This window comes from Pseudomonas sp. C2B4 (genome assembly GCF_013359695.1).
Classification (GTDB): Bacteria; Pseudomonadota; Gammaproteobacteria; order Pseudomonadales; family Pseudomonadaceae; genus Aquipseudomonas.
On sequence record NZ_JABFMU010000022.1, the window covers coordinates 1 to 26,850 of the forward strand.

General features: G+C 58.3%; 28 protein-coding genes. 10 read left to right on the forward strand and 18 right to left on the reverse strand.

The genetic code is table 11. From position 1 onward, the window contains the following. Window positions 1-270: 270 nt before the first annotated feature. Window positions 271-1,377, forward strand: a complete 1,107-nt coding sequence (locus tag HNQ83_RS15720; protein ID WP_175389813.1) for an NADH:flavin oxidoreductase/NADH oxidase — start codon at window positions 271-273, stop codon at window positions 1,375-1,377. Window positions 1,378-1,513: 136 nt separating this feature from the next. On the opposite strand, the gene glpD is transcribed toward HNQ83_RS15720, so the two are convergent. From glpD to HNQ83_RS15740, 4 genes are all read right to left on the reverse strand, one after another. Continuing rightward, a complete protein-coding gene (glpD, locus tag HNQ83_RS15725; RefSeq protein WP_175389814.1) occupies window positions 1,514-3,052 on the reverse strand; it encodes a glycerol-3-phosphate dehydrogenase in 1,539 nt (512 codons plus the stop codon). Between the two features lie 294 nt (window positions 3,053-3,346). Further along, window positions 3,347-4,102: a DeoR/GlpR family transcriptional regulator gene (locus HNQ83_RS15730; RefSeq protein WP_095193067.1), complete on the reverse strand. Its 756-nt coding sequence runs from the start codon at window positions 4,100-4,102 to the stop codon at window positions 3,347-3,349. Between the two features lie 95 nt (window positions 4,103-4,197). Next, entirely contained in the window at window positions 4,198-5,703 is a 1,506-nt protein-coding gene (gene glpK, locus HNQ83_RS15735; protein WP_175389815.1) for a glycerol kinase GlpK, read from the reverse strand. A 76-nt stretch (window positions 5,704-5,779) separates the two neighbouring features. After that, window positions 5,780-6,631 carry an MIP/aquaporin family protein gene (locus HNQ83_RS15740; RefSeq protein ID WP_175389816.1) on the reverse strand — a complete coding sequence of 284 codons (852 nt, stop codon included), beginning with the start codon at window positions 6,629-6,631 and terminating at the stop codon, window positions 5,780-5,782. A 358-nt stretch (window positions 6,632-6,989) separates the two neighbouring features. Between HNQ83_RS15740 and ybaK the strand changes: the two genes are divergently transcribed. Then, window positions 6,990-7,460 carry a Cys-tRNA(Pro) deacylase gene (gene ybaK / locus HNQ83_RS15745; RefSeq protein ID WP_175389817.1) on the forward strand — a complete coding sequence of 157 codons (471 nt, stop codon included), beginning with the start codon at window positions 6,990-6,992 and terminating at the stop codon, window positions 7,458-7,460. A gap of 100 nt (window positions 7,461-7,560) precedes the next feature. Next, the gene (locus HNQ83_RS15750; RefSeq protein WP_175389818.1) at window positions 7,561-8,343 is read left to right on the forward strand and encodes a PhzF family phenazine biosynthesis protein; all 783 of its coding nucleotides are present in this window, start codon (window positions 7,561-7,563) and stop codon (window positions 8,341-8,343) included. Window positions 8,344-8,460: 117 nt separating this feature from the next. Here the strand turns inward: HNQ83_RS15750 and HNQ83_RS15755 are convergent, their stop codons facing one another. Both HNQ83_RS15755 and argF read right to left on the reverse strand, forming a co-directional pair. Continuing rightward, window positions 8,461-9,570, reverse strand: a complete 1,110-nt coding sequence (locus HNQ83_RS15755; protein WP_175389819.1) for an ABC transporter ATP-binding protein — start codon at window positions 9,568-9,570, stop codon at window positions 8,461-8,463. Beyond that, a complete protein-coding gene (argF, locus tag HNQ83_RS15760; protein ID WP_175389877.1) occupies window positions 9,567-10,487 on the reverse strand; it encodes an ornithine carbamoyltransferase in 921 nt (306 codons plus the stop codon). Before argF ends, HNQ83_RS15755 begins: the two co-directional genes overlap by 4 nt. Window positions 10,488-10,894: 407 nt before the next feature. Here argF and HNQ83_RS15765 point away from each other — a divergent pair, with 407 nt between their 5' ends. The 3 genes from HNQ83_RS15765 (at window position 10,895) to grxD (ending at window position 13,867) form a co-directional block, all read left to right on the forward strand. Continuing rightward, window positions 10,895-11,185, forward strand: a complete 291-nt coding sequence (locus tag HNQ83_RS15765) for a hypothetical protein (protein WP_175389820.1) — start codon at window positions 10,895-10,897, stop codon at window positions 11,183-11,185. A 134-nt stretch (window positions 11,186-11,319) separates the two neighbouring features. Then, the gene (locus HNQ83_RS15770) at window positions 11,320-13,428 is read left to right on the forward strand and encodes a molybdopterin oxidoreductase family protein (protein WP_175389821.1); all 2,109 of its coding nucleotides are present in this window, start codon (window positions 11,320-11,322) and stop codon (window positions 13,426-13,428) included. A gap of 97 nt (window positions 13,429-13,525) precedes the next feature. Beyond that, window positions 13,526-13,867, forward strand: coding sequence for a Grx4 family monothiol glutaredoxin (grxD, locus tag HNQ83_RS15775; RefSeq protein WP_007938922.1), 342 nt, complete (start codon window positions 13,526-13,528; stop codon window positions 13,865-13,867). A gap of 186 nt (window positions 13,868-14,053) precedes the next feature. Here the strand turns inward: grxD and bfr are convergent, their stop codons facing one another. Together bfr and HNQ83_RS15785 are read right to left on the reverse strand one after the other, a co-directional pair. Further along, the gene (gene bfr / locus HNQ83_RS15780) at window positions 14,054-14,530 is read right to left on the reverse strand and encodes a bacterioferritin (RefSeq protein ID WP_175389822.1); all 477 of its coding nucleotides are present in this window, start codon (window positions 14,528-14,530) and stop codon (window positions 14,054-14,056) included. A 200-nt stretch (window positions 14,531-14,730) separates the two neighbouring features. Beyond that, window positions 14,731-14,949 (reverse strand): bacterioferritin-associated ferredoxin, encoded by a 219-nt coding sequence (locus HNQ83_RS15785; protein WP_096509240.1) that lies wholly within the window; start codon window positions 14,947-14,949, stop codon window positions 14,731-14,733. A 303-nt stretch (window positions 14,950-15,252) separates the two neighbouring features. Here HNQ83_RS15785 and HNQ83_RS15790 point away from each other — a divergent pair, with 303 nt between their 5' ends. Continuing rightward, a complete protein-coding gene (locus HNQ83_RS15790) occupies window positions 15,253-15,855 on the forward strand; it encodes a peroxiredoxin (RefSeq protein ID WP_137803873.1) in 603 nt (200 codons plus the stop codon). Window positions 15,856-15,940: 85 nt separating this feature from the next. Here HNQ83_RS15790 and rnt read toward each other — a convergent pair whose 3' ends face one another. Together rnt and pyrC are read right to left on the reverse strand one after the other, a co-directional pair. Further along, complete coding sequence (rnt, locus tag HNQ83_RS15795; RefSeq protein WP_175389823.1) at window positions 15,941-16,618, reverse strand: ribonuclease T; 678 nt, start codon at window positions 16,616-16,618, stop codon at window positions 15,941-15,943. Further along, window positions 16,615-17,661 (reverse strand): dihydroorotase, encoded by a 1,047-nt coding sequence (gene pyrC / locus HNQ83_RS15800; RefSeq protein WP_175389824.1) that lies wholly within the window; start codon window positions 17,659-17,661, stop codon window positions 16,615-16,617. The genes rnt and pyrC overlap by 4 nt, the downstream gene beginning before the upstream one ends. A 159-nt stretch (window positions 17,662-17,820) precedes the next feature. Here pyrC and HNQ83_RS15805 point away from each other — a divergent pair, with 159 nt between their 5' ends. Together HNQ83_RS15805 and HNQ83_RS15810 are read left to right on the forward strand one after the other, a co-directional pair. Continuing rightward, on the forward strand, window positions 17,821-18,726 hold the full coding sequence (locus HNQ83_RS15805; protein WP_175389825.1) for an OmpA family protein: 906 nt from the start codon (window positions 17,821-17,823) through the stop codon (window positions 18,724-18,726). 129 nt (window positions 18,727-18,855) lie between these two features. After that, a complete protein-coding gene (locus HNQ83_RS15810) occupies window positions 18,856-20,073 on the forward strand; it encodes an argininosuccinate synthase (protein WP_093226480.1) in 1,218 nt (405 codons plus the stop codon). Window positions 20,074-20,212: 139 nt separating this feature from the next. Here the strand turns inward: HNQ83_RS15810 and HNQ83_RS15815 are convergent, their stop codons facing one another. After that, a complete protein-coding gene (locus tag HNQ83_RS15815) occupies window positions 20,213-20,878 on the reverse strand; it encodes a hypothetical protein (RefSeq protein ID WP_175389826.1) in 666 nt (221 codons plus the stop codon). Between the two features lie 541 nt (window positions 20,879-21,419). Between HNQ83_RS15815 and HNQ83_RS15820 the strand changes: the two genes are divergently transcribed. Further along, window positions 21,420-22,046: a response regulator transcription factor gene (locus HNQ83_RS15820; RefSeq protein ID WP_095193082.1), complete on the forward strand. Its 627-nt coding sequence runs from the start codon at window positions 21,420-21,422 to the stop codon at window positions 22,044-22,046. A 90-nt stretch (window positions 22,047-22,136) separates the two neighbouring features. Here the strand turns inward: HNQ83_RS15820 and HNQ83_RS15825 are convergent, their stop codons facing one another. The 7 genes from HNQ83_RS15825 to HNQ83_RS15855 all read right to left on the reverse strand — a co-directional run bounded on the left by HNQ83_RS15825 (window position 22,137) and on the right by HNQ83_RS15855 (window position 26,824). Continuing rightward, window positions 22,137-22,316, reverse strand: a complete 180-nt coding sequence (locus tag HNQ83_RS15825) for a PA3496 family putative envelope integrity protein (RefSeq protein ID WP_047532681.1) — start codon at window positions 22,314-22,316, stop codon at window positions 22,137-22,139. Between the two features lie 106 nt (window positions 22,317-22,422). Further along, complete coding sequence (gene nth / locus HNQ83_RS15830; RefSeq protein WP_175389827.1) at window positions 22,423-23,061, reverse strand: endonuclease III; 639 nt, start codon at window positions 23,059-23,061, stop codon at window positions 22,423-22,425. A gap of 25 nt (window positions 23,062-23,086) precedes the next feature. Next, on the reverse strand, window positions 23,087-23,674 hold the full coding sequence (locus HNQ83_RS15835) for an Rnf-Nqr domain containing protein (RefSeq protein WP_175389828.1): 588 nt from the start codon (window positions 23,672-23,674) through the stop codon (window positions 23,087-23,089). Further along, complete coding sequence (locus tag HNQ83_RS15840; protein WP_175389829.1) at window positions 23,667-24,278, reverse strand: RnfABCDGE type electron transport complex subunit G; 612 nt, start codon at window positions 24,276-24,278, stop codon at window positions 23,667-23,669. Before HNQ83_RS15840 ends, HNQ83_RS15835 begins: the two co-directional genes overlap by 8 nt. Further along, window positions 24,275-25,261 carry an RnfABCDGE type electron transport complex subunit D gene (locus tag HNQ83_RS15845; protein WP_175389830.1) on the reverse strand — a complete coding sequence of 329 codons (987 nt, stop codon included), beginning with the start codon at window positions 25,259-25,261 and terminating at the stop codon, window positions 24,275-24,277. The genes HNQ83_RS15840 and HNQ83_RS15845 overlap by 4 nt, the downstream gene beginning before the upstream one ends. Continuing rightward, window positions 25,248-26,258 carry an electron transport complex subunit RsxB gene (rsxB, locus tag HNQ83_RS15850; RefSeq protein ID WP_175389831.1) on the reverse strand — a complete coding sequence of 337 codons (1,011 nt, stop codon included), beginning with the start codon at window positions 26,256-26,258 and terminating at the stop codon, window positions 25,248-25,250. The genes HNQ83_RS15845 and rsxB overlap by 14 nt, the downstream gene beginning before the upstream one ends. Beyond that, window positions 26,255-26,824: an electron transport complex protein RnfA gene (locus HNQ83_RS15855; RefSeq protein ID WP_175389832.1), complete on the reverse strand. Its 570-nt coding sequence runs from the start codon at window positions 26,822-26,824 to the stop codon at window positions 26,255-26,257. The genes rsxB and HNQ83_RS15855 overlap by 4 nt, the downstream gene beginning before the upstream one ends. Window positions 26,825-26,850 lie beyond the last annotated feature (26 nt).

A 26,850-nucleotide genomic window follows, 5' to 3' on the forward strand; every position in this document is an offset into this window, starting at 1 on the left:
TGACCCCCCCGCGCGCTGGCTCGCTCCCACAGGGGATACGCTGACCCTGTGGGAGCGAGCCTGCTCGCGAAAGCAATTTCCCGTGCGCCGAATCCGTTGGAACCCTCCGCTGTCCCCCGTTGTCGACTAGGCTCTAATCACTGCTTGATTTTCCTTGTGACGTCTTGTCCATTTTTTTGCCCGCGGGGGCGGGTGCCGTACCTTTTTCCTGTCACTCGTCGACTTTCAAACAGAACCCTGGAGCCTGACCACTGATTCGAGAGGTGCCCCATGAGTCTGCTGCTTGAACCCTACACCCTTCGCCAACTGACCCTGCTCAATCGCATCGCGGTATCGCCGATGTGCCAGTATTCCAGTGTCGATGGCCTGGCCAATGACTGGCACCTGGTCCACCTCGGCAGCCGCGCCATCGGCGGGGCAGGGCTGGTATTTACCGAAGCCACGGCGATCACCGCCGACGGGCGCATCACCGCGCAAGACCTTGGTCTGTGGAACGATGAGCAGATCGAGCCCCTGCAACGCATCACTCGCTTCATTGCCGCTCAGGGCGGCGTTGCCGGCATCCAGCTCGCTCACGCGGGACGCAAGGCCAGCACCTATCGGCCGTGGATCGGTAAGCATGGCAGCGTCAGGCCCGAAGACGGCGGCTGGGTGCCGGTTGGTCCATCACCGATTGCTTTCGACCCCGAACACACAAAGCCCAAGCAGCTCGAAGAGAGCGAAATCGCCGATGTCATTCAGGCGTTCGTCGAAGCAGCCAAACGTGCATTGACCGCCGGTTTCAAAGTGGTGGAAGTGCACGCGGCCCATGGCTATCTGCTGCATCAGTTTCTTTCGCCCCTGAGTAATCAGCGGCGTGACCAGTACGGCGGCTCATTCGAAAATCGCATCCGATTGGTGTTGCAGGTCAGCGAAGCGGTGCGGGGGGTATGGCCTGAAGAATTGCCGCTGTTTGTCCGGGTATCGGCCACCGATTGGGTGGAGGATGGCTGGAACCCTGATGAAACCGTCGAACTGGCGCGGCGCCTCAAAGCCCTTGGCGTGGACCTGATCGATGTCTCGTCGGGTGGTACGGCAGTCAACGCGGAAATCCCTACGGGGCCTGGCTATCAGACGCGCTTTGCCGAGCGTGTGCGCAAGGAGGCCGAAATCGCTACCGGCACCGTAGGCATGATTACCGAGCCTGCGCAGGCTGAGCATATTCTGCGCACCTGCCAGGCGGACATCATCTTCCTGGCCCGCGAGCTGTTGCGCGACCCTTATTGGCCGCTGCATGCGGACGACGACCTGGGTGGTCGCAAGGCCATCTGGCCGGCGCAATACCAACGGGCGACCCATCGCGATCAGCCCATTCATGAGTCGGATCTGCGCGACTGAGCGCAGCGATACCACCCCTGTAGGAGCGAGCCCTGCTCGCGATGGACGACAGAACACCGCGGGGAATCAGATTCCCCGCGTTATCGTTTACGACCATCGCGAGCAGAGCTCGCTCCTACAGTATTCAGGTATTTGATCAGGCCGCTTCGATCTTGCTGCGGTTCTGTTCGACCTTGCCCAGGTAATCCTTGAGCTTGTCCTGTTCCGCAGCGGTGGTGAACAAGCCGAGCTTGCTGCGACGCCAGAGGATGTCATGGGCAGTGGTGGCCCACTCTTCGCTGCACAGGTAATCGACTTCGCGGGTGTAGAGGCCGCCACCGATGTGTTCGCCCAGATCACTCAGGTTTTGTACGCCTTCGAGCATGCGCCAGGTCCGGCTGCCATAGGTGGTGGCCCAGCGGCGCGAGATTTCGGTCGGAATCCAGTCGTACTTGTCGCGGATCTGCGAGCTGAGCGCTTGCGGGGTGGTCATGCCTTCGCCGCCCGGCAGGGTTTCATTGGCCGTCCAGCTCGGCTTGATGTCCTTGAAGTACGGCGACAGCTGCGCCAGTGCCGACTCGGCCAGTTTGCGGTAGGTGGTCAGCTTGCCGCCGAATACCGACAGCAGTGGCGCTTCTTCGCCACTGCCCGAAAGCGCCAGGGTGTAGTCGCGGGTGACGGCCGATGGGTTGTCGGACTCGTCATTGCACAACGGACGCACACCGGAATAGCTGTGCAGGATATCGTCGCGGCTGATCTGCTTTTTGAAGTGGGCGTTGACCACTTTCAGCAGGTAATCGGTTTCGCCTTCGGTGATCGCCACTTTTGCCGGATCGCCGGTGTACTCGCGGTCGGTGGTGCCGATCAGGGTGAAGTGGTTCAGGTACGGAATGGTGAACACGATGCGCTGATCTTCGTTTTGCAGGATGTGCGCGTGTTCGCCTTCGTACAGCTTTGGTACGATCAGGTGGCTGCCCTGGATCAGACGGATGCCGTAAGGCGATTCCATTTTCAGGTCGTCACGAATGAACTTCGCCACCCAGGGACCGGCTGCGTTTACCAGTGCCTTGGCGGTGATCGAAAACAGGCTGCCGTCGGCACGTTCCAGGTGCAGGTGCCATAGGCCTTTGCTGCGACGCGCGCTGACACAGCGGGTCTGGGTGTGGATATGCGCGCCTTTTTCCCGGGCCGCCATGGCATTCAACACCACCAGGCGCGCATCGTCGACCCAGCAGTCGGAGTATTCGAAGCCTTTGGTGATTTCGCTTTTCAGGGCACTGTCCGGCCCGAACTTCAGGCTTTTGGAGCCTTTGAGTTGTTCGCGTTTACCGAGGTTGTCATACAGAAACAGGCCGGCACGAATCATCCATGCCGGACGCAAGTGCGGGCGATGCGGCAGCACAAAACGCATCTGCTTGACGATATGCGGCGCCTTGGCCAGCAGCACTTCGCGCTCGGCCAGCGCCTCGCGCACCAGGCGGAATTCGTAATGTTCGAGGTAGCGCAGGCCACCGTGGATCAACTTGCTGCTGGCCGAGGACGTGTGGCTGGCCAGATCGTCCTTTTCGCAAAGGAACACCGAGAGGCCACGGCCGGCGGCATCTGCTGCGATCCCCACGCCATTGATCCCGCCACCGATGACGGCGATATCGTAGACCTCGGCGAGAGGGGGCGTAGGCAAGGTAGGAGTGGGCATCGGCTAAGGCCTCGGAATTCTTTGATTTTCTGTATTTGAATTCGAACATTTATGTTCATTTGCGAAAATATTAGCCCATAAAGACGCGCACAGCCAGTCGGCTTCGATTGAAAAAACTCATCGAAGGGCGGTTAAAGGAAAATATTCGAACATTTGGTGTGCGCAGAGGCACAAAGGGAGGGAGTTTTTCAGATCGCCTTCGCGAGCAGGCTCGCTCCCACAGGTTCAGTGCAACCCTTGTGGGAGCGAGCCTGCTCGCGAAGGCGTCGGGACAAACGACGAAGGGGTGGAGCGTTAAACGACTTCCAATCGAATCTTGTGCTGATTCAACAGCTGCGTCAGCGCCGGCACAGGCTGCTGATCGGTTACCAGGCAATCGATGAGGCTGATCGGCCCCAGTCGAATCATGGCGTTGCGCCCGAACTTGCTGGAGTCGGCGGCGAGGATCACTTTGCGCGCGTTGGCGATGATCGCCTGGGATACCCGCACTTCCTGATAGTCGAAGTCCAGCAGGCTGCCATCTTCATCGATGCCACTGATGCCGACCAGGGCGAAGTCGACCTTGAACTGATTGATGAAATCGACGCTGGCCTGACCGACTACACCACCGTCGCGCCGCACGTTGCCGCCGGTCAACAGCACATCGAAATCGTCCTTGGCGCTGAGCATCGAGGCTACGTGCAGGTTGTTGGTGATGATCTTCAGGTGGCTGTGATTGAGCAGCGCGCGGGCGATGGATTCGGTGGTGGTGCCGATGTTGATGAACAGCGAGGCGTGATCGGGGATCTGCGCCGCAATCGCTTCGCCGATACGCTGCTTCTCATCGCGCATCTGATCGGCACGCATGGCGTAGGCGGTGTTTTCCACGCTGGAGTCGTAAGCCGCGCCGCCATGGTAGCGACGCAGCAGGTTGGCTTCCGCCAGTTGATTGATATCGCGGCGAATGGTCTGCGGGGTAACAACGAATAACGTGGCCATTTCCTCGATGCTGACATAGCCGCGCTCGCGGACCAGTTCGAGGATTTGCTGCTGACGGGGAGGCAGATTCATGGGGCGTCCTTTGGGCTGCCGTGCAAAATTTGCCCATGATGCCGCACGAATTCGCTCCCTGCCAGTTACATGCAGATACCCGTCTGCGTTGTGGCTTATTCAGCCCCTTCCTGTGGCTCCCAATCACGGGTGCGACTGACCGCTTTTTTCCAGCCGGCGTAGAGTTTTTCCTTCGTCGTTTCGTCCAGCGTCGGTTCGAATTGGCGCTCGATCACGGCCTTGCCACGCAACTCTTCCAGGCTGCCCCAGAAACCGCAGGCCAGGCCCGCCAGATAAGCGGCGCCCAGTGCCGTGGTTTCGCGCATTTGCGGGCGCTCGACCTGGGTGCCGAGGATGTCGGCCTGGAACTGCATGAGGAAATTGTTCGCCACCGCACCGCCATCCACGCGCAGGGCTTTGAGGCGTTCGCCGGCGTCCTGTTGCATGGCGTCGAGCACGTCGCGGGTCTGGTAGGCAATCGACTCCAGCGCTGCACGAATGATGTGGTCCACGCGTACGCCGCGGGTCAGGCCGAACAGCGCGCCACGGGCATAGGGGTCCCAGTACGGTGCGCCGAGGCCGGTGAAGGCCGGGACCAGGTAAACGCCATTGCTGTCCTTGACCTTGTTGGCGAAGTACTCGGTATCGTGGGCGTCGTTGATGATCTTCAATTCGTCGCGCAACCACTGCACGGTGGAGCCGCCATTGAACACCGCGCCTTCCAGCGCATAAGCCACTTCGCCACGGGGGCCGCAGGCGATGGTGGTGAGCATGCCGTGGTTGGATTTCACGGCTTTGTTACCGGTGTTCATCAGCAGGAAGCAACCGGTGCCGTAGGTGTTTTTCGCCTGGCCGGCCTCCACGCACATCTGGCCGAACAGCGCCGCCTGTTGGTCGCCAGCAATACCGCCGATGGCGATGCCGCTTTTGGTGCGGCCGTAGATTTCCGAGGACGATTTCACCTCTGGCAGCATTTCACGCGGAATATCCAGCACCTCCAGCATCTTCGCGTCCCACTCCAGGGTATGGATGTTGAAGAGCATGGTGCGCGAGGCGTTGGTGTAGTCGGTGACGTGTACCTTGCCGCCGGTAAATTTCCAGATCAGCCAGCTGTCGACGGTGCCGAACAGCAACTCGCCATTGCGTGCGCGTTCACGACTGCCTTCGACGTTGTCGAGGATCCACTTGAGCTTGGTGCCGGAGAAATAAGGATCGGTGACCAGGCCAGTGGTCTCGCTGATGTACTGCTCATGGCCATCGCGCTTGAGTTGCTGGCAGATCTCGGTACTGCGTCGGCACTGCCAGACGATCGCGTTGTATATCGGACGCCCGGTGTTCTTGTCCCAGACCACGGTGGTTTCACGCTGGTTGGTGATGCCGATGGCCGCGACCTGATCGTGATGCAGGCCGGCTTGCGCCAGGGCCTCGACCATCACGGCGCTCTGAGTGGCGAAAATTTCCATCGGGTCATGTTCGACCCAGCCGGCTTGCGGGTAATGCTGCGCGAACTCGCGCTGAGCGGTGCAGACCACGTTCGCGTCGCGGTCGAAAATGATCGCGCGGGAGCTGGTCGTACCCTGATCGAGGGCAATGATGTAGTTCTTATTCTGAGTGTCGGTCATGTCGATTGCCTTGGACGAAATAAGGGGGCTGAAGTCTGGCGCGCGATCTGTTTGGCAGGATCATGCGCCAACGGTATCAAGAAATTCGTGGTTTGCCGTCAATGGCCGGTGTTGAGTTCTGTGTCGCGGGTATCGCACTTGGCAGGTGGCGAGCGATGACCCCGCGATAAGCCGCGGCACCGAGGCAGGCGCCGACAATCGGTGCAAATACCGGAATCAGGAAGTAGGGGATATCGCGTCCGCCAGTGAAGGAAATGTCACCCCAGCCAGCGAAAAAAGTCATCAGTTTAGGGCCGAAGTCACGGGCGGGATTCATCGCGAAGCCGGTCAACGGCCCCATCGAGCTGCCAATCACCGCAATCAACAGGCCGATCAGCAGGGGAGCCAGCGGCCCCTTGGGCAGGCCATTGTTATCGTCGGTCAGTGACATGATCACGCCCATCAGGATGGCGGTGATGATGACTTCGACCAGAAAGGCCTGGGACGTGGACAAGCTGGGATTGGGGAAGGTGGAAAACACCGAGGCCAACTCGAGGCTGGCTTCGGTGCCGCGAACCATGTGGTGCGTTTGTTCGAAATCGAAGAAAAGAGTGCTGTACAGCGTGTACACCAGCAAGGCACCGCAAAAGGCGCCAGCGACCTGGGCGAGCATATAGAACGGCAGTTTGCGCTTTTCGAAGTCGGCGAAAATGCACAGCGCGATGCTGACGGCCGGATTGAGATGAGCGCCGGACACCCCGGCTGTCAGGTAGATCGCCATGCTGACGCCGACGCCCCAGATAATGCTGATTTCCCACAAGCCAAAGCTGGCACCCGCGACCTTGAGCGCGGCAACACACCCCGTACCAAAGAAGATCAACAGCGCAGTACCCAGAAACTCGGCCATGCATTGGCTCGAGAGTGACGGTTGTTGTAAAGCAGTTGTCATTGAAACCTCATTTTTTTCTTGTCTGGCGCCTGCATTCCCATTGGGGCAAAGCGCGTTTTTCACCGAGGCAGGATCCCCATCCTGTTCCCGGTTTACAGCTGGGCACTGCGGTAAGACTTTTCGTACAGTTTCAGAAACGAAAAAATATAGACAAGAAACACTGCTGTCAAAGGTCGAAAGTGAACCGTCGGTCACAAAGAAACTATTCGTTCCATGAATGATTGCGTCGCTGGGCGGTCGAAATCGACTCATAAGGATGTGACTGACGTTTTGTAACGACGCTGCGATAGAGCCTTTTGTGGACCAATGTCCTAGAATCCGGCGCAGCATTTTTTACTGCGCCAAGTCTGGAGCTGTCATGACACCCGCATTGGATTTGTTGAAAAAGGTTCGGGCCGAACACCGAGTGCACAGTTATGAACATGACCCGAAGGCCGCGTCCTACGGGTTGGAAGCCGCCGAGAAGCTCGGGTTGGACCCGGCGCAAGTGTTCAAGACCCTGCTGGCGGCCAGTGAAAAAGGTGAGTTGCTGGTGGCGGTGGTGCCGGTAGGTGGAAGCCTGGATTTGAAGGCCCTGGCCCACGCGGCTGGCGTGAAAAAAGTCGAAATGGCCGACCCGGCTGCTGCACAGCGTTCGACCGGATACCTGTTGGGCGGTATCAGCCCATTAGGGCAGAAGAAGCGTTTGCGCACCTTTATCGATAATTCGGCCCAGCCTTTCTCCAGCATTTTTGTCAGCGCCGGCCGACGCGGCCTGGAGGTCGAGCTGGCACCGGCTGTATTGGCCGAACACACCCAGGCCAAATTCGCCGATATCGGTCGTGCCTGACAGATTTCGCGCCGCTGTATGGTGGAAATAACGCCGGTCTGTCACTGGTGTGTTTTATTCGACGACTTCATGCTCGGTGGCCTGACAAAGGGAGAATGTTATGCAACTTGAGTTTCATCAGGTCGATGCGTTCAGCGATCGCCCCTTCAGCGGTAACCCGGCAATGGTCTATCGACTGGACGCCTGGCTCGCTGACGAGTTGATGCAAAAAATCGCCGCCGAGCACAATCTGGCCGAGACCGCTTTTGTCGTGCGCGAAGGGCAGGGCTGGCACATTCGCTGGTTTACCCCGACCACCGAAGTGCCCTTGTGCGGTCATGCGACCTTGGCCAGTGCTTATGTTTTGTTTGAAATCCATAAGGAGCCGGTCGAGCGCCTGGATTTCACCTGCAAGTCCGGCCCGCTGAGCGTGAGCCGTGAAGGTGGGCGCCTGTGGCTGGACTTTCCGGCGATCGTGCCGTCGGAAGTGGGCGTGACCCTGGATGTCGAGCGCGCACTCGGCGTGGAAGCTGTCGATGTGCTGGGTTCCAATGAGCTGTTTGTGGTGCTGGAGTCCGAGCAGGCCGTGCTGGACTGCAAGCCAGACATGGTTGCCCTGGCGAAGCTGCCCTGGCTGGGCGCCATCGTGACTGCCCGGGGGAGCAAACAGGATTTCGTGTCGCGCTATTTCGCCCCGGCCATTGGCATCAATGAAGACCCGGTGACGGGATCGACTCATTGCAGCCTGATTCCGTATTGGGCCAAGCGCCTGGGCAAATCGAGCCTGACGGCTTACCAGTGTTCGGCGCGAGGCGGGGAGTTGTTTTGCCGGCTGGAAGGGGATCGGGTGAAAATCGGCGGGAATGCGACGCTGGTGGCCAGCGGAACTTTTTTTCTGGGTTAGAAACCGTCTCCAATGTGGGAGCGAGCCTGCTCGCGAAGGCGCTGTGTCAGTCAGCGATGATTTGACTGACCGGACGCTTTCGCGAGCAAGCCCGCTCCCACTTTGGGTCTGTGCTTATCAGCTGGCGGTGCTGTAGCGCCGCACGCCGGATTCCACGATTGGAATCTGCGCTGCCATGCTGCCACTCGCCTGGAACAACACCAAGTGTTCCGCCGCGACTCGAATACCTACCTCCGCGCCGACCTGATGATCGACATGGCTCGGGAAGATCGATTCCAGTTGCGCGCCAGTCGGCATTTGCAGGCGATACAGCGTCGATGCACCCTGGAAAGACTTGCCAGTGATCCGCGCCTTCAAGGCGCTGTCCGGCGCATAAACGATATCGTCCGGACGCAGCAGTACATCCACCGCACCACCGACCGGCCAAGTGTAGGCACGGTTGCCGCGCAGTTCACCCAGTTCGGTCTGTACCGACTCCGGGCTGCTCAACTGACCGCGGATGAAGTAACCCTGGCCGATGAAGCTGGCCACGTAGGGTGTCAGCGGTTCGTGATACAGGTTGTAGGGCGTGTCCCACTGTTCCAGCCGGCCTTCCTTGAACACGCCGACGTGATCGCTGACCGCGAAAGCTTCTTCCTGGTCGTGGGTGACCAGAATCGCGCTGGTGCCACGGGCCTTGAGAATGTCACGTACCTCGTGGCTGAGCTTGCGGCGCAATTCACCATCGAGGTTGGAGAATGGTTCGTCGAGCAGCAACAGTTGCGGTTCCGGTGCCAGGGCGCGGGCCAGGGCGACACGTTGCTGTTGGCCACCGGAAAGCTCATGGGGATAGCGTTTGCCGAGGTTTTTCAGGTTGACCAGTTCCAGCAGCTCTTCGGTGACGCGATCCTTTTGCGGATGCTTGCGAATACCGAAGGCGATGTTGTCGGCCACGCTCAAATGCGGAAACAGCGCGTAGTCCTGGAACACCATGCCGATGCGGCGTTTCTCCGGCGCGAGCGTGAACCCGGCGCTGGAAATCGTCTCGCCGGCCAGCTGGATGTCACCTTCGTGCACCGGTTCGAAGCCGGCAATGGCGCGCAGCGTGGTGGTCTTGCCGCAACCGGAAGAGCCCAGCAGACAACCGATATCACCGGCATTCAAATGCAGGTTGAGGTTCTGCACCACGCGCTGGTCTTGATAGCCGCAGGCGAGGTTGCGCAGGTTAAGTAGTAATGGCTGGCTCATGCGTGGTGGTACGCCGGCTCGACCAGAAACTCGAGCAGGGCCTTTTGTGCGTGAAGACGGTTTTCAGCTTGATCCCAGGCTACCGAGCGCGGGTCGTCGAGCAGGTCCACGCTGATTTCTTCGCCACGGTGGGCCGGCAGGCAATGCATGAACAGCACGTCCGGGGCAGCCAGGTCGAGCAGGGCGCGGTTGACCTGGTACGGGGCAAACAGCTCGAGGCGCTTGGCGGTTTCTTCTTCCTGGCCCATGGAGGTCCAGACATCGGTGCTCACCAGGTGAGCGCCGCGCACGGCATCTTTCGGATCGCGCACGATGGTCACCCGATCGCCGGCCAGGGCCAAGAATTTCGGATTCGGCTCGTAGCCCTCCGGGCAGGCGATGCGCAACTGGAAGTCGAACTGGATCGCCGCTTCTATATAGCTGTTGCACATGTTGTTGCCGTCACCGATCCAGGCCACGGTCTTGCCCTGGATGGAGCCGCGGTGTTCGAGGAAGGTCTGCATGTCGGCCAGCAGCTGGCACGGATGCAGGTCGTCGGACAGGCCATTGATCAGCGGGACGCGCGAGTTGGCGGCGAATTCGGTCAGGGTGCTGTGGGCAAAGGTCCGGATCATCACCGCATCGAGCATGCTCGACATGACGATGGCGGCGTCGCTGATCGGCTCGCCACGACCCAGCTGGGTATCGCGCGGGGACAGGAAGATTGCCTGGCCACCGAGCTGGATCATCCCGGCTTCGAAGGAAATGCGGGTGCGGGTCGAGGACTTCTCGAAAATCATCCCGAGCACGCGGTTTTTCAGGGGCTCGAACAGTACGCCGCGGTTACGCAGGTCCTTGAGCTCAACGCCTCGACGGATCACGCTGACCAGCTCTTCGGGCGTGCAATCCATCAGGGAGAGAAAGTGCCTTGCGCTCATCATTGACTACCTTTTTGCTACAAACCGCAGATGCTCAAAGCCTTGTTTAACGGAACAACGGGCGAGACCTGCGGCGTAAGCCGCACGGGGCGACGAAATAGGGGAAGGCGCGATCTTATAATTAAATGTCGCGTCTTACCAATAGGGCTACGGTTTTTAGGGGATTTCAGAGGGGCTACGGGATAACCGCAGTAGCGCTTTTGAAGCCTGTTTCCTGACTGCAGCCAAGCATTTGTACACCGCGCCTGCGCAGCTTGGCAATCAAGAGGGGCGGTGGTGGGGTACTTGTGGTCGGTTTCCGACCTGTTGTTCGCACCGTTCCTGAACAGCACGTCCCGTCTGAACCACTTGCTAATGCAACGTGCTGGGTTATAAATAAATCACCAGCGACGCAGGAAGCCTCCGCGATGGAATCGAAAGAACAGCAGCTCATGGAATTGCTCGGCCTCACGGCACGCTCCCTGACTCATCTGACCGCCTCCATGACGTCGATGTCGTTTGAACTTCTGCGCAGCAACGATCCGGTCACCCGTGACGCCGGACGGCGCATGATCGACCGCATGGCCACTATCAGTACCGGGCTTGACGATCACTGGCGGCTGATCGGCGAATTGACCGGTGTGCATGTCGCCCACGAGCAAATCGAAACCATCCAGGACATCCAGTTGCATGCGCCGCCGAGGCTGCCGTCGGGTTGACCGGCAGCCGCCATCGGTTGCCCTGATGGCCGCCAATTCACAAGACGAACGTCGCTGGCGCAGTGGTGGGGCAGGCGCCATAGTTTTGTTCCCGCGGCCGTTATCGTCCGCCCAGAACAAGACAGAGACTGGCCATGACCAAGACTCTCCATCACCGTGCCTGCCACCTGTGTGAAGCCATCTGCGGCCTGACCATCGAAACCACCGAGGTCGAAGCCGGCAACGTACAAATCACCTCGATCAAGGGTGATCCCCTGGATACGTTCAGTCGTGGGCACATCTGTCCCAAGGCTGTTGCCCTGCAGGATATTCAGAACGATCCCGATCGCCTGCATCAACCCATGCGCCGGGTGGGCAGCGAATGGCAGCCCATCGAGTGGGATGACGCGTTCACCCTTGTGGCCGAGCGCCTGGCGGCGATTCAGGAGCGCCATGGGAACAACGCGGTGGCGGTCTATCAAGGCAATCCCAGCGTGCATAACTACGGGCTGATGACTCACAGCAATTACTTCCTCGGCTTGTTGAAAACCCGCAACCGCTTTTCTGCCACCTCGGTTGATCAATTGCCCCATCACCTGACCAGTCATTTGATGTACGGACACGGTTTGTTGCTGCCGATTCCGGATATCGATCACACCGACTTCATGCTGATCCTTGGTGGTAATCCGCTCGCCTCCAACGGCAGCATCATGACCGTGCCGGATGTGGAAAAGCGCTTGAAAGCGATTCAAGCCCGGGGCGGGAAAGTCGTGGTCGTCGATCCGCGTCGCAGCGAAACGGCGGCCATTGCCGATCAGCATCTGTTTGTGCGCCCGGGTGGCGACGCGGCATTGTTGTTTGGCCTGCTCAACACCTTGTTCGCCGAAGGCCTGACCCGCGGCAGCCATTTGCCGGTTGATGGTCTGGACCAGGTGCGCGAGGCCATCGCCGGATTCACCGCCGAGGCCATGAGCCCGCTGTGTGCGGTGCCGGCCGAACAGATCCGCCAGTTGGCACGGGACTTCGCCGCAGCGCCGAGCGCCGTTTGTTACGGTCGCATGGGCGTCTCGACCCAGGCATTCGGCACGTTGTGCCACTGGCTGGTGCAGTTGATCAACCTGGTCACCTGCAACCTCGACCGCGTGGGCGGGGCGTTGTGCACCGAGCCGGCGGTGGACCTGGTGGCCTCCACGTCGGGTGGGCATTTCAATGTGTGGCAGAGTCGGGTTTCCGGACGCCCGGAATACGCCGGCGAGCTACCGGTGTCGGCCCTGGCCGAGGAGATGCTGACCGAAGGAGAAGGGCAGGTTCGCGCGCTGATTACCGTGGCGGGCAATCCGGTGTTGTCCACCCCGAATGGCCGTCAGCTGGAGCAGGCGCTGGACGGGCTCGAGTTCATGGTCAGTGTCGATTTGTACATCAATGAAACCACCCGGTATGCCGACCTGATCCTGCCCTCTACTTCGGCGCTGGAAAACGATCACTACGACACCACCTTCAACATGTTTGCGGTGCGCAACGTCAGTCGGTTCAACCGCGCCATCCTCGCTAAACCCCAGGGGGCGCTGCACGACTGGGAGATTTTCGTCGGGCTCGCGAAGGCATTTGCAGCAAAGACCGGCAAGGAACTGAAACCGACCATTGCCCCAGCCCAGATGATTGATCGCGGTTTGCGCATGGGAATGTATGGCGATGCTTCGGAGCATCAGCTGTCGTTGACGACGCTGTTCGATCATCCCCATGGCGTCGATCTGGGTGCGCTCAAGCCCAACCTGGCGCCACGCCTGAAAACCGCCAATCAGCGAGTACAGGCAGCGCCTGACGTGATCCTTGCCGACCTCGCACGCTTTACCGCGTTGCAGGCACCGGCCGCCGATGAGTTGTTGATGATCGGCCGTCGACATGTACGCAGCAACAACTCGTGGATGCACAACTATCACCGCCTGGTGAAGGGCAAGCCCCGCCATCAGTTGCTGATGCACCCGGAAGACCTGGCCAGTCGCGGGTTGAGTGACGGGCAGCGAGTGCGGGTCAGTTCCCGGGTCGGGGTGATCGAAGTGGAAGTGCTGGGCAGTCTGGATATGATGAAGGGTGTGGTCAGCCTTCCGCACGGTTGGGGCCATGCACGGCCGGGTGTGCAGATGACCATTGCCAGTGGCCAGCCGGGGTCCAGTGCCAATGACCTGACAGATGAATGTCAGCTCGATGAATTGTCGGGAAATGCGGCATTGAACGGTGTTCCGGTGACCGTGGCGGCGGCTTGATCGTATCTGACGGAGAGACCGAGCATGGCCCTCGGCTTTCCGTTACAATGCGCCACCGTGCCGACCCATGAGTCGGAAAGTTCAGCCGAGGTGCTCCATGGATATCATCGAAACGATTAAAGAGCAGATTGCCAACAACACCATTCTGCTTTACATGAAAGGCTCGCCGAATGCCCCGCAGTGTGGCTTCTCTGCGAAAGCCGCCCAGGCCGTGATGGCTTGCGGTGAAAAGTTTGCGTACGTGGACATCCTGCAGAACCCGGAAATCCGCGCCAACCTGCCAAAATACGCCAACTGGCCAACCTTCCCGCAGCTGTGGGTCGCGGGTGAACTGGTCGGCGGTAGCGACATCATGACCGAGATGTCGGCTGATGGTTCGTTGCAGGCGCTGATCAAAGACGCTGCCGCTAAAGCCGCAGCAGCCAAAACCGAAGCCTGATCCCCCTCCTGTAGGAGCGAGCTTGCTCGCGATGGACTCAAGAAAACCGCGGGGAAACAGACTCCCCGCGTTATCGTTAACGACCATCGCGAGCAAGCTCGCTCCTACAAGAGCAGGCAATAAAAAGCCCCGCCTCTTCAATAGAGAGCGGGGCTTTTTATTGCATCAAGTTTAACGACGTAGAACTTATTCGTCGTCGCCCATCTGCGATTGCAGATAGTTCTCGATACCGATCTTGTCGATCAGGCCAAGTTGGGTTTCCAGCCAGTCGATATGTTCTTCTTCGGACTCAAGGATATCTTCAAGCAGGTCGCGGCTACCGAAGTCGCCAGCCGTTTCGCAAAAGGCGATGGCCTCTTTAAGATCTTTGTGGCCGGTCTTCTCGATACGCAGGTCACACTCAAGCATTTCCTTGGTGTGCTCGCCGATGTGCAGCTTGCCCAGGTCCTGGACGTTCGGCAGGCCTTCCAGGAACAGGATGCGCTTGATCAGCTTGTCCGCGTGCTTCATCTCGTCGATGGATTCGTGGTATTCGTGCTTGCCGAGCTTGTTCAGGCCCCAATCTTCATACATGCGTGCGTGCAGGAAGTATTGATTGATTGCGACCAGCTCATTGGCAAGGATCTTGTTGAGATGCTGGATGACTTTAACGTCGCCTTTCATGATGGGGTCCTGCCCTTTGTTAGCCGTCTATAAGGCAGAGTTTGAGCCGCACAACTAAGGGTGTCAAACTTAAGTTATTGAATAATAAATGAAAATTAATCGGAATAAGAATGTTTGTGTTCCGCGTCTAGAGTCTAAGCAGTTGATTTTCAGGCATAAAAAAACCGGACATCAGTCCGGTTCTTTGAATAAGGGGCTTTTTATGCTGCTGTAAATTCTGCAGGAAAAGGAATTGCGGCCTGGGCCGTCTGCAGCGATGTCAGGGTTTCGCGAACCACTTCCTTGGCGAGGCAGGCACATTTACCGCATTGACTGGCAACGCCGGTGGCCTGGCGGACTTCCTTGTAGCTGCAGCATCCTTCATAGATCGCATCGCGGATTTGGCCGTCGGTGACGCCGGTGCAGAGGCAAACATACATAAGTGAAGACCGTCGCTCGTTTATGTCTCGAATGCGATGGATCTTAATGTTAACGAGAATGATTGTCAAAGTGCTTTCGGGGGGCTTTTTCGAGGTCTGACGAACGGTGTCTTGAAGGGATGCAGGGCGCAACATTCGCCCTGCGTTTTTTACGCCTGCGGGAAAAACCGTTAAAGACAGGCCAAACACGCAGTGTATGATGGCCGGTCTTTTCGAAGCGGGTGGGTGTCACAGGGCTGTCGCCTGAGGGTGGCAGGCTGGCGCAAACCCGGTTTTACACGTTTCTACACCAGGAGATATCCAATGAGCGTACTCGTAGGCAAACAAGCCCCTGACTTCACCGTACCGGCCGTACTCGGCAATGGCGAAATCGTAGACAGCTTCACCCTGTCCTCGGCCATCAAAGGCAAATACGGCCTGGTGTTCTTCTACCCACTGGACTTCACCTTCGTTTGCCCGTCGGAGCTGATCGCTCTGGACAACCGCATGTCCGAGTTCAAGGCACGCAACGTTGAAGTGATCGCCGTGTCGATCGACTCGCACTTCACCCACAACGCGTGGCGCAACACCCCGGTCAACAATGGCGGTATCGGCGAAGTTCGTTACACCATGGCTGCCGACATCAAGCAGGACATCATGAAGGCCTACGACGTACAGTCCGCTGATGGCGTGGCTTTCCGTGGCGCGTTCCTGATCGACGACAAAGGCGTTGTCCGTTCGCAGATCGTCAACGACCTGCCACTGGGCCGTAACATGGAAGAGCTGCTGCGTCTGGTCGACGCTCTGCAATTCCACGAAGAGCACGGCGAAGTCTGCCCTGCCAACTGGAAAAAAGGCGACAAGGGCATGAACGCTTCGCCAGAAGGCGTCGCGGCATACCTGACCGAGCACGCTGCTGCGCTGTAAGGCACACGCTTCTGCTACAAAAAGCAGGTACAAAAAAACCGGCCCTCGAGGCCGGTTTTTTTATGGGCGGGATTCCTGCGACGGATCAATCGTCGAAATCTTCCCAGCCGCCCATTTGTTTCCAGCGATTGACGATGCCGCAGAACAGCTCGGCGGTCTTCTCGGTGTCATAACGAGCCGAATGGGCCTCGCGACCGTCGAAGTCGATATCGGCTGCCTGACAGGCCTTGGCCAGTACCGTTTGGCCATAGGCCAGGCCAGCGAGGGTGGCGGTGTCGAAACTGGAGAACGGATGAAACGGGTTGCGCTTCATGTCCAGGCGCGCGACCGCGGCGTTGAGGAAACCCAGGTCGAAGCTGCTGTTGTGCCCCACCAGGATTGCCCGTTTGCAACCGTTGGCTTTGAGCGCCTTGCGCACACCGCGGAAGATATCGTTTAGCGCCGTTTCTTCACTCACCGCCATGCGCAGTGGGTGATCGAGCTTGATGCCGGTGAACTCCAGGGCCGCCGCTTCGACATTCGCACCTTCGAAAGGCTCGACGCGGAAGAAGTAGGTGTGATCCGGGTAAACAAAACCCTTTTCATCCATGGCAATGGTGGTCGCGGCGATTTCCAGCAGCGCGTCGGTGGCCGAGTTGAAGCCACCGGTTTCTACGTCGACGACAACGGGCAGGTAACCACGGAACCGGGCGGCCATTGGATGACGGGGACCGCCTCCACCGCCTTGACCTTCCTGTTCGTCGTCGAAATGGTCTTCACTCACGCGTGTTCCTCCAGCAGGCGCCAGCGCAGTTTTTCACCGGCGCGCAGCGGGATAACGGTCAGCTCGCCAAACGGCAGGCTGCTTGGGGCGGTCCACTCTTCGCGAACCAGGGTGATGCGATCGGTGTTCGCCGGCAGGCCATAGAAGCGCGGGCCGTTGAGGCTGGCGAAGGCTTCGAGTTTGTCCAGCGCATTGCGCTGTTCGAAGGCTTCGGCATACATCTCGATGGCTGCATAGGCGGTGTAGCAGCCAGCGCAACCGCAGGCGGCTTCCTTGGCGTGCTGGGCGTGAGGCGCCGAATCGGTGCCCAGGAAGAACTTTTCGCTGCCGCTGGTGGCGGCGTCGAGCAGGGCTTCCTGATGGGTGTTGCGCTTGAGAATCGGCAGGCAATAGAAGTGCGGACGAATCCCGCCTACCAGCATGTGGTTGCGGTTGTACAGCAGGTGATGCGCGGTGATGGTCGCGCCCACGTTGGCCGAGGCCGAATTGACGAACTGCACGGCGTCAGCGGTGGTGATGTGTTCGAACACCACTTTGAGGGTCGGGAAACGCTCGACCACACGGCGCATGTGTTCATCGATGAAGATTTTTTCGCGGTCGAACACGTCGACATCGCCACGGGTGACTTCACCGTGGATCAGCAAGGGCATTCCCACTTCGGCCATGGCCTCGAGTGCAGGGAAGATCTTGTCGATGCTGGTGACGCCAGAATCCGAGTTGGTGGTCGCACCGGCCGGGTACAACTTGGCGGCGTGAATGAAACCGGTGGCCTTGGCCTCGCGAATTTCTTCAGGTTGGGTGCGGTCGGTCAGGTACAGAACCATCAGTGGTTCGAACTGGCTGCCGGCCGGGCGGGCAGCGAGAATCCGCTGGCGATAGCCGTCGGCCTCGGTCGCATTGCGGACCGGAGGTACCAGGTTGGGCATGATGATGGCGCGACCAAAGGTGCGCGCGACATCCGCGACGGTATTGGTCAACACGGCACCATCGCGAAGATGAATGTGCCAGTCGTCGGGACGCAGCAGGGTCAGGCGGTCGGACATGAGGGGATTCCAGGCGGGTCAAACTCAAGGGAATGCTACCGGAAAAGACTCTTGCAGGCACTCGCTATCAAGTTTTGCGGCAAGCTTCCGATATCCAACAGGTATGCCGTAAACATCTGTGTGTCGGTCTTTTTGTTGTAGAAGCCAGTGGAGCCTCCCGTGCGCCAGCGTTATTTAGCCTTGCTCAGTGTGTTTGCCAGCCTTCCCGCGATGGCGCTCACTTTCCAGACCCGTCTGGAGAGCATCGAGTGGACGGTAGAAGGCGACAAGTTCGAGTGCCGCCTGACTCAGCCAATCACCGATTTCGGCTCGGGGCAGTTCGTGCGCCGTGCTGGCGAGCAGGCGACGTTTCGTCTGAATGCATACAACGCCATGATGGGCGGCGGTTCGGCCACCTTGCTGGCCGCCGCCGCACCCTGGCAGCCGGGGCGAGGCGACATCAATCTGGGCACGGTGAGAATCGGCAGCGGCAATGTATTGTTCAACAGTTCACAGGCTCAGGCCGGGCGTTTGATCAGTGGCCTGATGGATGGACGCAGTCCGGTCGTCCGCCATTCCTCGGGTGATGGCCGAGTATCGGAAGTGCGCTTGTTGCCAGTCAGATTCAACAAGGCGTTTGCCGACTATCAGGGTTGCGTAGCCAAACTGTTGCCGCAGAACTTCGACCAGGTGAAGCAATCCGAGGTGGGTTTCCCGGGTGGCGGTATCGATCTGGATGCGGCCGCGAAAGCCAGGCTGCAGGTGATGCTGGAATACATGAAGGCCGATCCGACGGTCAATCACATCGAACTGGACGGCCATTCCGACAACAGCGGCAATCGCTTGACCAACCGTGACCTGTCACGCCGCCGGGCGCTGGCGGTCATGGAATTCTTCAAGGCCAACGGTGTGCAGGAATCGCAGATCACGATGCGCTTTCATGGTGAGCGCTACCCGCTGGCCCCCAATACCAACAATGCCAACCGTTCGAAAAATCGTCGGGTCGCCGTACGCCTGGAGCGGGGAGCACCACCGGAACAAGTGGCCCCTCAAGCCACGAAACCGGCCGCTTCGGCAACGTCCTGACCGATTGGTCATCGTCGCGCTCTCGACATAATCTGTCGCTTCGTCGTCATAAGCTGTCGCGCCACTGTAAATTATTCTGTATGAGCGGTAGACTTCACGGCTTTCCGTAGAACCCCGTGGAGTGATGGCATGGCGGACGTAAACAAGGTCGTTCTGGCGTATTCCGGCGGCCTGGACACTTCGGTGATCCTCAAGTGGCTGCAGGATACTTATAACTGTGAAGTGGTGACCTTCACCGCTGACCTGGGTCAGGGCGAAGAGGTCGAACCTGCGCGCGCCAAGGCTCAGGCCATGGGCGTGAAAGAAATCTACATCGACGACTTGCGCGAAGAATTCGTGCGCGATTTCGTGTTCCCGATGTTCCGCGCCAATACCGTTTACGAAGGCGAGTACCTGCTGGGTACTTCCATCGCTCGTCCATTGATCGCCAAACGCCTGATCGAAATCGCCAACGAAACCGGCGCTGACGCCATTTCCCACGGCGCCACTGGCAAGGGTAACGACCAGGTTCGTTTCGAACTGGGCGCCTACGCCTTGAAGCCAGGCGTGAAAGTGATTGCCCCGTGGCGCGAATGGGACCTGTTGTCCCGTGAAAAACTGATGGATTACGCTGAAAAGCACGCGATCCCGATCGAGCGTCACGGCAAGAAAAAATCCCCGTACTCGATGGATGCCAACCTGCTGCACATCTCCTATGAAGGCGGCGTGCTGGAAGACACCTGGACCGAGCACGAAGAAGACATGTGGCGCTGGACCGTCTCCCCGGAGAACGCTCCCGACAAGCCGCAGTACCTGGAACTGACCTATCGCAACGGCGACATCGTGGCGCTGGACGGCGTTGAAATGACCCCGGCTACCGTGCTCGCGACCCTGAACCGTATCGGTGGCGAACACGGTATCGGTCGTCTGGACATCGTCGAGAACCGTTATGTGGGCATGAAGTCCCGTGGCTGCTACGAAACCCCGGGCGGCACCATCATGCTGCGCGCTCACCGCGCCATCGAATCGATCACCCTGGACCGCGAAGTGGCTCACCTCAAAGACGAGTTGATGCCGAAGTACGCCAGCCTGATCTATACCGGCTACTGGTGGAGTCCTGAGCGTCTGATGCTGCAACAGATGATCGATGCTTCCCAGGTCAACGTGAACGGCGTCGTACGCCTGAAACTGTACAAGGGCAACGTAATCGTCACTGGTCGCAAGTCCGATGATTCGCTGTTCGACGCCAATATCGCGACCTTCGAGGAAGATGGCGGCGCCTACAACCAGGCCGATGCGGCGGGCTTCATCAAACTCAATGCTTTGCGCATGCGCATTGCCGCCAACAAAGGCCGCAAGCTGTTCTGATCGCTTTGAGCCTGTAATGGATATGTGGCCTCGTCTTTGACGGGGCCACATATCTGAAAAGGGTTTTTTTGCCGATACTGCGATTTACGTCTCACCTGCTTGATAGTTTCCCGTCTGCGTATCACGGATAGGACCTGCCTCACTGCCGAATGTCTGTCAGTGGGTCGCCCTGATTCATGACCGTCACCCCATGTGAACTCAAGTTGTAAGCCACACAGAAGTTGGCGCTACCGCGTTTTCTTGTCTGTTTGGAGTACTTGAGTACCCGTCCTTTCAGTTGGTTGTCCGATTTCTCCCCCGTGAGGAACAGAATCACCTGTTGCTCCTGTGTCATGGGTATTTTCTCCAGCAAAGTGCTGAACTCCGTTTTATTTTTCATCCGGCGTGCATCGACGATGTGCAGATCCTTCATCAGTTCGGGTAAGTGAATGTGATGCTGATCCGAGTGCAGGTGTCGTGAATCGTTTTTGTCTGGTGGAGCCTGGGCATTTCCGGGGGAGGATGCGGGCCGCGAGTCGTCCACTGAAGCGTTGTTCTCCTGTGGGTCAATATTGTCCATGGCTTTCAGGAAGTGTTCATCCTTTTCAAAGTCCGAAGGCGAGTAAAGCGATCGGTAATTGAAATTGAGTGTGGCGAAGAACAAAAACAGTAAGTAAAACGGAAAGCTGATCAGGAACCAGACATAAATTTCTCGATCCCGGTTGTCCAGAAAGGGAAGTGAGACCGCTGCCGATGTTTCAGATAGTGTTGCGAATATCGCAATGATTGTCATGGGGTTGGTGATTCTTTTTTTGAGTTTCATCATGTTTATTACTCATTGTGTTTTATCTTTGCTCGTTTGATTGAAGGTGACTGTTGTTGAGGTTTATGTTACGTCATTCATGCAGTTTGAGTGCGTGTATTGTTTGGTGCGGATGAGTTTGTTTTTTTGTTTGAGTTGTTCGTTATTTGGTTTTTCAGGTTTCTTGTTGTTAATGATTGTTCGTGTATGGCTTTTTGCTGTAGGAGTAAGTGGGTGCTCGGTGTGTGATGTTTCTGGTATTAATGTTTTATAGTAAGTGTTGGTAATATTTAAGGTGGATGTTTCACGAAGTTGATTTTTTCAAGGTGTTAGCTTTTGTTTTTAGTTTCGGCGGGATACAAAATAATGGCGAAAACCGAAATGCACACCTCTGGATACCGTTTTCATAGCGTTCTGTTCGAGGGTGTTTTGTAGGATTAATCCGCGATTCTCGTAGGGAATGTCTCTCGCTGCAGGTCGCTGGGGGGGGCGGCATGCCATGGGCGAAACGACTAGGCTATTGTGCTGGCTCTAAAAATTCGAACAGCGAAAATTGGACTTGCCCATGAATAAAGTGCTGATCGTGGATGATCACCCCGTCATTCGTCTCGCGGTACGTATGCTAATGGAGCGTCATGGCTACGAAGTTGTTGCGGAGACAGATAATGGCGTGGATGCATTGCAACTTGCCCGCGAACATATGCCGGATATTGTCATTCTGGATATCGGGATTCCGAAACTGGACGGGCTGGAAGTTATTGCGCGACTTGCATCGGCCGCAATGCCCATGAAAGTACTGATATTGACTTCCCAGGCGCCCGGGCATTTCTCCATGCGTTGCATGCAGTCGGGGGCTGCCGGGTATGTCTGTAAGCAACAGGATCTCACCGAGTTGCTCAGTGCAATCAAGGCGGTTTTGTCCGGTTATAGCTATTTTCCCAATCAAGCCTTGCATACTGTGCGTGCCAGCCTGGGGAACGCCAGTGAAGCCGATATGGTGGATCGTCTGTCGGGGCGGGAAATGATGGTCTTGCAGCAATTGGCCAGAGGCAAGACCAACAAGGAAATTGCCGATGGAATGTTTCTCAGCAACAAGACCGTCAGTACTTACAAGACGCGTTTGTTGCTGAAACTGAATGCGCGCTCCCTGGTCGACCTGATCGAACTGGCTCAGCGCAACGGGTTAGTGTGATTGTCCATAGGCTGGCGATACGCGATGAACGGGCATCTATCGCGGTTCGGCACAAAGTAAAAAGCCTCCGTTTCGGGAGGCTTTCAGATGTCATAAGTCAAAGTCGTAATCAGCCAATTGCTTTTGCAGTCGGCGCTCCTCCAGCAGATTGTCGATGGTACGGCGTTTGCTCAGGTTGGTCTTCGCTACTTCAACCACAGGTTCGGCATCATCAGCCTCAATGGGGGTGAAGTCGTCTTCTACATCCAGTTGCTCTTTGCCAGTGCTCATTTAGTTACTCCAGGCTAAGACTGCCTTTGGGGCCCCTTATATCGACAATCTCCCGGCGGGTAAAAAAGATTTTTTCAATCGATAAATCAATAAATCCAATAGTGGCTCAATCGTCCGAGGTCTTGTGCTTGTATTCGCACAAGTCTTCTATTCGGCAACTGCCGCAGCGGGGCTTGCGGGCCAGGCAAACATAGCGTCCATGAAGGATCAACCAGTGGTGGGAATCGAGCAGATACTCCTTGGGCACGAATTTCATCAGCTTTTTCTCAACCTCGACCACATTCTTGCCTGGTGCAATGCCGGTGCGATTGCTGACCCGAAAAATATGGGTGTCCACGGCCATTGTCAGCTGACGGAATGCAGTGTTGAGGACCACGTTGGCGGTTTTACGACCCACGCCGGGCAGAGCTTCTAATTCCTCGCGGGTCTGCGGCACTTCGCCTGCATGACGCTCCACCAGCAAGCGGCAGGTCTCGATCACGTTTTTTGCTTTGCTGTTGAACAGGCCGATGGTCTTGATGTATTCCGACAACCCCTCGACGCCCAAGGCATAAATCGCCGCTGGGGTATTGGCTACCGGGAACAGTTTCGCTGTGGCCTTGTTGACGCCGACATCGGTCGATTGCGCCGAAAGAATGACTGCAATCAGCAATTCAAACGGCGAGGAATAGGCCAGTTCGGTCTTGGGTTCCGGGTTGTCTTCGTGCAGCCTGCGGAAAATTTCCAGACGTTTTGCGGCATTCATAGGCAGTGCATTTCCTCGAAAACTGTCAGTGTGAAGATGTTGGGCGGTGCCAGGCTTGCCAGGCGGCGATCAGCAATCCCAGCAGAATGAATCCGCCGGGGCCCAGCGTGGCCAGACGCAAACCTCCGTCGGCGGTCAGCACCCAGCCTTGCCAATCCGCGTGCGTCGCAGCAGCCAGCCACGGTAGATGACTTCCGATTGTCCCGTTGCCCATGAGTTCGCGCAGCAGGCCCAGGCCCACCATCAATGCGCCGAAAAGGCCGCAAAGGTGCAGACGATCCCGCCATGCGCTCTGGAAGAACCTTGTCTGGTCCAGTACGACGCATTGCAAGGCGATCAACGCGGCATAAATCCCCATGTGTTGATGCCATTGCAGCGACCAGACTTGCATGCCGAGCTCCGCACAGCTGGTCAGCGTCGCGGCGAGCAGCACGCTTGCCAGCAAATGCGTTGCGGGAAGCAAGCGCGAGCGCAATGCATTCAGGCTCAGGCCAAAAACACAGGTCACCACGACAAACATCAACCACAGGCCCAGGGCGCTGACCAGTGAGTCGGTGGCGCCTATCAGTGGCGGGAGCATCAATGAGTTTTGCAGCAGCGTTGATTTACTCATGGGAGGGGTTCCCGAGCAGTGGTTGCCGGTGTTCATCGAAGTAGCGCAATGCGTCGTGGGTGGCGTTGATCACCGCTCTTGACGTGATGGTCGCGCCCGCAATCTGGTCGAATTGTCCCTGGTCCTTTTTCAAGGCCCAGCCCTGGTCGAGCGGATCGGTTCGGGATTTTCCGGCAAACATTCGCAGCCAGTCATTGGGCCAGTCGGCTATTCGGGCACCCAGTCCCGGAGTTTCCGCTTGTTTGAGGGTCTTGACGCCAATCAGCCTGCCGTTGAGGTCAATGGCGATCAGCAAGTCGATGGTGCTCGCATAGCCCAGGGTCTGGCTGCGCAGCAGCACGGCATAAGCCTGCCCGGACTTGGTCGCCCGGTAACCCGCCAGCAGCGTGCTATTAGCCAGCGCCGTGCTTTCGAGCGTGAGCGGTTGTTCCAGCGGTTGATTGTCGTAGCTGTCAGGCGGTAGCAAATCCAGCAAGTTGCGACTGTCGATCAGGCGCTGCTCAGCCGCAATCCGTGGTGCACTGCTGTGCTGCACGAGCCAGGTCAGGCCGATCCCGAGGGTGGCCAGTAACGCCAGGATAGCCATGCTCGACACCCGGCTCATGGTGCAACTCGCGCTTGCCTGGCGGTGACAAGCCGTTCGAGCGCCGGCACACAGAGGTTCATCAACAGCACGGCAAAGGCCACGCCATCCGGATAACCGCCCCACGTCCGAATCAGATACGTCAGCAGCCCGACGCCGATGCCGAACAGCAGCCGTGCGCCAGGGCTTCTGGCGCCGGACACCGGTTCTGTCACGATGAAAAATGCGCCCAGCATGCTGGCGCCAGTGAGCAGATGAAACAGCGGTGAACCATGGGAGTCCGAGCCCGAACCGTTCCAGCACAACAGGCTGATGATGAACAGGCTGGCGAGCATCCCGACCGGTGCATGCCAGCTGAATACTCGCCGCTGCAGCAGAAACGCGCCGCCCGCGAGAAAGGCCAGGTTCACCCATTCCACGCCGTGACCGCCAAAGCGACCGAACGCTTGATTGCTCGAGAACAGTTCGTCCATGGTCAGGCTTTTATTGATCCGCAGGCTGTCCAGTGCCGTGGCCCGGACCCAGGCATCCGGGGTCTGACCGAAACCGAATACCTGCTGCACACCACCCGACAGATCCATGCCGTGTGAGGCTGGCCAGTGGGTCATCTGTTGTGGAAACGCGACCATCACCAGAGCGAAACCGAGCATCGCCGGATTGAATGGATTGCTGCCGACACCGCCATACAAGTGCTTGCCGAACAACATGGCAAACGCGGCAGCACTGACTGTCAGCCACCACGGGCAATAGGGCGGCAGGGCCAGGGCGAGCAGGGTGGCACTGACAAGGGCGCTACCGTCGCTCAGGGTCGGCTTGAGGGGACGCTTGCGCAATTGCAGCACCGCCGCTTCAACGGCCAACGCTGTCGTGCCTGCCAACAACACGTTGATCAACACTCCCCAGCCGTAAAACCAGAACAGCGCCAACATCCCTGGCAGCGTAGCCAGTAGAACCAGTTTCATGGCCTGCTGCAGGCGTACATCAACCGATTCAGGGGATGGCATAGGCATCCACCTGGCGCTCGGCTTCGCTGAGTGCACGCTCCAAGGCTTCAATCTGTTCAATAGGGGCCTGGCTGGTTTGAGCCTTCTTCAGTTCGGCGCGGCGCATGGCCAGCTGAATCTTCGCCCGATTCAAGTCGGCATTCTTCACCGGAACAGTGGCGGGCGCCGGGGCTGGGGTTGCCACGCTCTCCATCTGCGCCAAGGTCTGCTCGGCGGCTTCAAACTGTTGTTGCAGAACGATCAACTGCGACTGCTGTTCGAAGGTCGGTGGATGGCCAAAGGCCTTGAGCGACTTGGTCAGCTGCGCCCGGCTCATCGCCAGGTCGACCTTGGCTTTTTTCAGTGCGGCATCGGCATTGGCAGCTTTCTGTGCGCGGACGCGTTCAAGAGCGGCCTGTACCGGGTCGAGCGTCACTTCGCTGGGCTGGGCAGCGCGTAGCGCACGGGCCTGGCGTTCAGCGACTTTTTGCTGCTCTTCGCGCTGCAAACGAGCGTTGCGTTGCTCGAAACGGCGCCGTGCGTGATTGCGTTTGGCGGCGCGGGCCTTTTGATCGTCCAGGCTGAATGCCAGGCCGCCGACAATCGGCAGCACCCTGTCCATCGGCAGCGGGTGCATTTCGATGCAGTCCACAGGGCAAGGTGCCACGCAGAGGTCGCAACCGGTGCATTCATCGATGATCACGGTGTGCATCAGCTTGGCAGCGCCGACGATGGCGTCGACCGGGCAGGCCTGAATGCATTTGGTGCATCCGATGCATTCTGCTTCGCGGATGTAAGCGATCTGCGCCGGAGCCGAACCACGGCTGGCATCCAGTTCCAGAACCGGCACATTCAGCAGTTCTGCCAGGGCGTTGATGGTTTCGTTGCCGCCCGGCGGGCACTTGTTGATGGGCTCGCCGTTGGCGATGCCTTCAGCGTAAGGCTTGCATCCAGGATGACCGCACTTGCCGCATTGGGTCTGCGGCAAGAGGGCGTCGATGCGTTGAATCAGACTCATGTTTTGATCAGTCCACTGAATCCGAGAAAGGCCACTGCGATCAGGCCGGCGCCGATCAGGTCGATCGGCAGGCCACGAAAGGGCAGGGGTACATCATTGTCGAGTGTACGTTGGCGCAGGTCGTTGAACAGACTCAGCACCAGCCAGAATCCCAGCCCAGCACCCAGACTCACGGCGGTGGCAGCCAGCAATCCTTTGTCATTCTGGATGTTGAGAAGCGCCACACCGAGCACGCTGGCGTTACCCAGCAACAGCGGCCAGAGCCCTTCAAACGACAGCGTCGAGAATGCCCGGGACAGCCCCATCAGCAGTGGGCCGATCAGCAGCACGCTCAGCGGCAGGAAGACGAACAGTCGCAGCGACGTCAATTCCAGCGGGATCAGCAGCCAATGATAGAGCGTGTATCCGAGCACGCCGACGATCAGCATCAGGCAGGTCGTCGCGATGCCCAGGGCATGGACCTGCCGGCGTTCGCTGGCCAACAGCGGATCGACACCCAGCGGCCAGTGCAACACGACGTTGTTGATCAGGGCGGTGCTGATAAGCGCAAGCAGTGTTTCGGTCATGATCGTGCCGACAAATATGGGCTTTT